Source organism: Sporosarcina sp. P34 (assembly GCF_002743375.1).
Taxonomy (GTDB): Bacteria; Bacillota; Bacilli; order Bacillales_A; family Planococcaceae; genus Sporosarcina.
The window spans coordinates 118,612-124,947 of the sequence record NZ_PDZC01000010.1 but is presented as its reverse complement, the minus strand read 5'-3'; the positions used below and the strand labels follow the sequence as shown (position 1 = coordinate 124,947).

The window sequence follows — 6,336 nt, the reverse complement described above, 5'->3', positions numbered from 1 at the left end:
GACTAAATTTTATCAGAAGGTATCCTTTTTTTCTTCATAAAACTAAAAAATCTTATATAAAAAAGAACGGACTCCATAAACTTCAATGGGTCCGTTCTTTTTCAATTCGAGGAGGGTTTTGTCCCAGCCTCTTTTTTTATTACATACAAAAAGCGTATTGGCACATGCTTAATAAAAAGGAGTGACGCTTAATGACTCATCATTTGTCAGGAATTTTACTGGCATCTTGTTTGCTAATTGTTGGCGTGGTGATGAATCCCTTTACTGTTCAAGCTGATGCTTTTCATTGGGGTTTCAAAAAAGCTACTGACGGTGTTCCCCCTTCTGCCGGAGCAGAACTAGATAAATTGCTTGATGATTATGGCGCAATTTACAAAGGGAAAGGAGATAAAAAAGTCGTCTATCTAACATTCGATAACGGATATGAGAACGGCTACACTGAAAGCATTTTAGATACGTTGAAAAAGGAGAAAGCGCCCGCCACATTTTTCTTGACTGGACATTATGTGAAAAGTGCCAGTGATTTGGTGAAACGTATGGTGAAAGATGGCCATGGTATCGGAAATCATTCATATGATCACCCGAATATGGCGAATATAACCGAACAACAAATGGAAGACGAGTGGAAGAAACTAGATGAAATTGTATATGCTACTACTGGTCTAAAGAGGACAATCTATACGAGACCACCAGAGGGAACATTTAATGCGAAGGTACTGCAAAAAGGAAATGATCTAGGATATAGACATATTTTCTGGTCTGTTGCATTCATTGACTGGCATCGAGATCAACGAAAAGGAAAAGCGTATGCTTATAACGAATTAATGAATCAATTGCACCCAGGCGCTGTCATTTTAATGCATACCGTAGCAGCTGATAATGCAGAGGCACTCCCCGATTTCATCCGTGATGCCAAGAAGCAAGGCTATGAATTCCATTCACTAGATCAGTTAGTGGAGGAATATGAGAAAGGAAATACCATTACACAATAAACAAGAGACCTTATCTGTATGTTCACTACCAACAGATAAGGTCTCTAATTATTTTCTACATCTTCAGTTTGCATGTTCACATTCGTAGTTATCCAACGTGATCATCCATGTTGGATTGTTACGGATCCCCTCCTTCGTTGTTATGTGTCTAGGATTCGATTCGTCTCTATAACTACGACCTCCTTTTCTTTTGATTAAACTTACTATACCAACTATTCAGTTAATTGTAAAGTGTTTTAATAAAAAATATTATTATTTTCTTTTTTTTTATAGTTTACGGCTCGTATAGCAAAATCAGATTGAATAATATGGTGTTTTCGTATACGATATCAATGATAGAAAGAGGTGTGCGTATGGACAAATCACAAAATAATGAACAAGTCATCGAACTGAAAAATCGATTCAATCAATTCATTGAAACATTGGAAGCAATTGAACCTGAACACACGGACCTGCAGGACATAGATCGCCTGATCATGTTACTCGATGAATTAGAAGAACAGATGGATAATTCGAAAAAATAACGTATACTAACGGGGGATTTTGAGATGTACATAGAGACAATTGAAAAGAGTATATATGAATTAGTTTGCGAAACGTCTACAAACTTGCCAAAAGATGTCCGACGCGCAATTCTTTCCGCAAAGGAAAAAGAGAATAAAGGAACAAGCGCTGCAATGAGTTTGGATACGATTGCAAATAATATCAATATGGCAGATGATAAACTATCTCCAATTTGTCAGGATACTGGCCTTCCTACATTTAAGATCAAAACACCAATCGGGGTAAACCAATTGGAAATTAAAGCTGCCATTGTACGCGCTTTGGTGCTAGCTACGGAGAAAGGAAAGCTACGTCCGAACGCTGTAGATTCATTAACTGGCGATAATAGCGGCAATAACTTAGGTATCGGCCTGCCCGTTGTAAAGTTTGAACAATGGGAAGAAGATTATATTGAAGTAAAGTTAATATTAAAGGGTGGCGGATGTGAAAACAAAAACATCCAATACAGCCTCCCTACTGAATTAGAAGGTCTTGGCCGTGCAGGACGCGACTTGGACGGTATTCGTAAATGTATCCTTCACTCGGTCTACCAAGCACAAGGACAAGGTTGTTCAGCCGGGTTTATCGGTGTTGGAATCGGTGGCGATCGTTCATCTGGATATGATCTGGCGAAAGAACAACTATTCCGCGATGTAACAGACGTTAATCCAATTCCTGAACTTGCACAATTGGAAGACTACGTATTGGAAAAAGCCAATCTTCTTGGAATCGGGACAATGGGCTTCGGCGGAGAAGCAACATTACTAGGATGTAAAATCGGTGTCATGCACCGTCTTCCTGCGAGCTTCTATGTATCTGTAGCATATAACTGCTGGGCATATCGTCGTATGGCAGTGAATATTAATGCAGAAACTGGCGAAATCATGGACTGGCACTATAATGAAGGCGAGAAAATTGCATTCGAACAACCAGCTGAAGAAGCAAAATCCACTGCACGTATTGTACACTTGCAAGCACCTATTTCAGAAGAAGACGTACGTGATCTTCATGTTGGCGACGTTGTAAAAATTTCAGGCCGGATGTACACAGGCCGTGATGCGATCCATAAGCACTTAATGGACAACGACGCGCCAGTTGATTTGAATGGTCAAGTCATCTATCACTGTGGACCTGTTGTTCTAAAGAACGATGAAGGCAAGTATGAGATCAAAGCAGCCGGCCCAACGACTTCTATGCGTGAAGAACCGTACCAAGGCGATATCATGAAGAAGTTCGGTATCCGAGCAGTGATCGGCAAAGGCGGAATGGGACCTAAAACACTTGCAGCTCTTAAAGAGCACGGCGGTGTATACTTGAACGGCATCGGCGGTGCGGCACAGTATTATGCTGACTGTATTAAAGAGGTAGAAGGCGTCGATTTGCTGGAGTTCGGTATTCCTGAAGCATTATGGCATTTACGCGTAGAGGACTTCACTGCAGTCGTAACGATGGACTCACATGGTAACAGCTTGCATGCTGACATTGACAAGTCATCACTCGAAAAGCTTTCTCAATTCAAAGAAAAAGTATTCAACTAATAAGCAAGCAGCGAATGAGAATTCTCATTCGCTGCTTTTTTGAATGAACTTAACGTAGTTAGAAGTCTACACTAATTGTTTTACATCAATTCCTTCGTACACTCCCGGTCCACTTCCCTTCGTTTATCAACTCCATCCCATATTCTTGCAGGAAAAAGCCAAATAAGTAACATTTCTTCTTCAGAAATGATATACTGTAGATAATAACTATTACAACTTCATATTCATTCTATTTAGATGCCCAAAAGTCGATTCTACTACTGTAGAATCGACTTTACTGCTTTAATAAGTGCTATGAAATTGAAATTCATTATCAATTAGGAGGAGAATACATGACAACACTTGCAAAAGAACAACCTGAACAGACGATTGACTGGTCTGCACGTCTTGAACTAATCGCAGCTATATTTTCTGGGATTATCATTCTTGCCGCATGGATTTTGGGGGAAAATGGTGTAGAATCCTTTTCTGTCACGTTGTATATCATAGCGTTTCTGATTGGTGGTTACGCTAAAGCCAAGGAAGGCATTGAAGAAACGATAAAAAATAAGGAACTGAACGTTGAGATGCTAATGGTTTTTGCAGCCATTGGTTCAGGAATTATCGGATACTGGGCTGAAGGTGCAATTCTTATTTTTATCTTTGCGATTAGCGGAGCACTAGAAACTTATACTCTCAATAAAAGCCATAATGAAATATCTTCGTTAATGGAATTACAGCCCGAGGAAGCGTGGTTGATCCTTGAAGACGGCAGTGAGAAAAAAGTATCTACTGACTCTTTATCGATTGGCTCCGTTTTGCTCGTTAAACCAGGTGAACGCATTCCGGTCGATGGCAAAGTATTAAGCGGAATCACTTCGATTGATATGTCAGCTATCAACGGGGAATCTATTCCGGTAACAAAGCAAGAAAACGATGAGTTATTTGCAGGAACCGTGAATATTAGCGGTGCAATTCGCATGACCATGACGAAACCTAGTTCTGAGACGTTATTTCAAAAAATTATCACGATGGTACAAAACGCGCAAAGCGAAAAGTCTCCTTCCCAACAATTTATCGAACGTTTTGAAGGATCTTATGTAAAGATTGTGTTGGCTGCAGTTGTGATCATGATGTTCTTACCCCACTTCTTGTTTAACTGGGACTGGACTACAACGTTCTACCGTGCCATCGTCTTGCTAGTCGTCGCTTCTCCTTGTGCGTTGATGGCTTCCATTATGCCTGCTACGCTAGCGGCTGTTTCCAATGGCGCCAGAAAAGGTGTGTTATTTAAAGGCGGCGTTCATTTAGAACACTTAAGTACATTGCAAGCATTCGCTTTTGATAAAACAGGTACCTTGACGAATGGAAAACCGATCGTGATGGATTTCATCGTTCGAGAAGGTGCAGATATGAAAGAAACACTTGCTTTATTTGCAGGTGCGGAGTCTCTATCCAATCACCCGTTGGCAAAAGCCATTATCAATTACGCGACAGAGCATGGTGTAGAACCTGAACGTAATCTCCATATTGAAGACATTCCCGGATTTGGTATTAAAGCCGAGACCGATCATGGTGATATTCTAATCGGTAATCCAAAATTTGTTGGAGTAGAGTTAGTAGAAGAGTTCCAAGACAATGTAGCAGTATCCCTTGCGAATGAAGGGAAAACTGTCATTTTCATGAGAGATGAACAAGGAATTGTAGCGTTAGCTGCTTTACAAGATACATTACGAAATGAAGCCATTTCTGCGATTAAATCTTTACAATCTCTAGGACTTCGTACAGTGATGTTAACTGGCGATAACGAAAAGACCGCCCATGCAATTGCAGATGAAGTTGGTGTCGATACGTACGTAGCAGAATGTCTACCCGAAGAGAAAGTCGTTCAGCTTAAGTATTTATTGAAAGAATACGGTACAGTCGGTATGGTAGGAGACGGCATCAATGACGCTCCTGCATTGGCTACCGCTACTTCGGGCATTGCGATGGGTGAAGGAACAGATGTAGCACTGGAGACAGCCGATGTTGTTCTTATGCAAAACGACTTGAATCGCTTATCATATGCCATAAAGCTTTCGAGAAAAATGCAACGAATCGTTAAACAGAATGTTTTCTTCTCGATAGCTGTCATCTCAATTCTCATCATTGCTAACTTCATGCAAGTAGTAGATCTGCCTCTAGGTGTCATTGGACACGAAGGAAGTACGATCTTGGTTATATTAAATGGATTACGGATGCTTAATAAAATAGAGTAAAATAAAAAGTGAAGAAAGGGAGTTCCTTTCTTCACTTTTTATTTATCCTATTTGTTGTTTATATTCCTGACGATTTTTCACGATTGAGTTGATTGTACCTCCCAGCAGCAAAATGATAGCTGATAAGTATAACCACATGATTAATACGATAATCCCGGCGATACTACCATACGTATTCGTATAGCTTCCAAAATTACTAATATAAAACGAGAAGCCTAGTGAAGTAACGATCCATCCTATTGTCGCAAAAATAGCTCCAGGGAGTATTCCTTTAAAACTCAACTTTATACTTGGTACTAGCCAATATAGGAGTGAGAATACCGCAAAAATCAGCAATGGCGGAATAAGGAATCGTACCAAATTCCATACGGTCAGGAACGTCTCTTCCAACCCTAAGAATGTGAAGATCAAATGCCCGATTGGTTGACCGAATATCGGTAACACTAACGCGACGATTACAGTCATAACTAACATAATAGTAAACAAAATCGACAATCCTTTTGAAACGAAAAAGTTTCTATCGTCTTCAACTTCATATGCTTCATTTAATCCTTTTGTTACTGCACCCATGCCTTTAGACGCGGACCAGATTGTAGCCAAAATTCCGATTGATAGTAATCCACCACTTTTATTATCCAGTACTTCAGAAAGTGTTCCTTCAATTAGTGAAGCTGTCCCTTCTGGTGCATACTCACGAATAAATAAGAAGATTTGGCTTTGGTCTAACTGTAAGTAAGGCAGCAGTGTAAAAAGAAAGATTAATAGAGGGAATAAAGACAATAGGAAAAAGAAAGCTAACTGCGAACCAGCCGCTGAGATATCCAATTCTTTCATTCGGATAATTAATTGTTTGAAAAATCCGTCTGTAGTTGTCGGATCAAAATCCTCTTCTTCCCCGTCTTTTATATCTTTGATGAATTCTTTCACTTTTTCAGTTCGAGACTCATCGCCGTTTTCAGCATCTGAAGAAGGGGCACTTTTTTGTCTTTCCAACTGATGTGTCCCCCTTTCATTTACTGAATTTAT

5 protein-coding genes are annotated in these 6,336 nt (G+C 39.9%); 4 read left to right on the top strand and 1 reads right to left on the bottom strand.

Annotation, left to right across the window (positions count from 1 at the left end; genetic code table 11):
- Window positions 1–251 precede the first annotated feature (251 nt).
- From CSV63_RS13740 to CSV63_RS13725, 4 genes are all read left to right on the top strand, one after another.
- Entirely contained in the window at window positions 252–992 is a 741-nt protein-coding gene (locus tag CSV63_RS13740) for a polysaccharide deacetylase family protein (RefSeq protein ID WP_369823859.1), read from the top strand.
- A 353-nt stretch (window positions 993–1,345) separates the two neighbouring features.
- Window positions 1,346–1,516: an SE1561 family protein gene (locus tag CSV63_RS16675; RefSeq protein ID WP_099696322.1), complete on the top strand. Its 171-nt coding sequence runs from the start codon at window positions 1,346–1,348 to the stop codon at window positions 1,514–1,516.
- Window positions 1,517–1,540: 24 nt separating this feature from the next.
- A complete protein-coding gene (locus CSV63_RS13730; protein ID WP_099696321.1) occupies window positions 1,541–3,073 on the top strand; it encodes a fumarate hydratase in 1,533 nt (510 codons plus the stop codon).
- A 332-nt stretch (window positions 3,074–3,405) separates the two neighbouring features.
- Window positions 3,406–5,310, top strand: a complete 1,905-nt coding sequence (locus CSV63_RS13725; RefSeq protein WP_099696320.1) for a heavy metal translocating P-type ATPase — start codon at window positions 3,406–3,408, stop codon at window positions 5,308–5,310.
- A 42-nt stretch (window positions 5,311–5,352) separates the two neighbouring features.
- Here the strand turns inward: CSV63_RS13725 and CSV63_RS13720 are convergent, their stop codons facing one another.
- Window positions 5,353–6,303, bottom strand: a complete 951-nt coding sequence (locus CSV63_RS13720) for a YihY/virulence factor BrkB family protein (protein ID WP_099696319.1) — start codon at window positions 6,301–6,303, stop codon at window positions 5,353–5,355.
- Window positions 6,304–6,336: the final 33 nt, after the last annotated feature.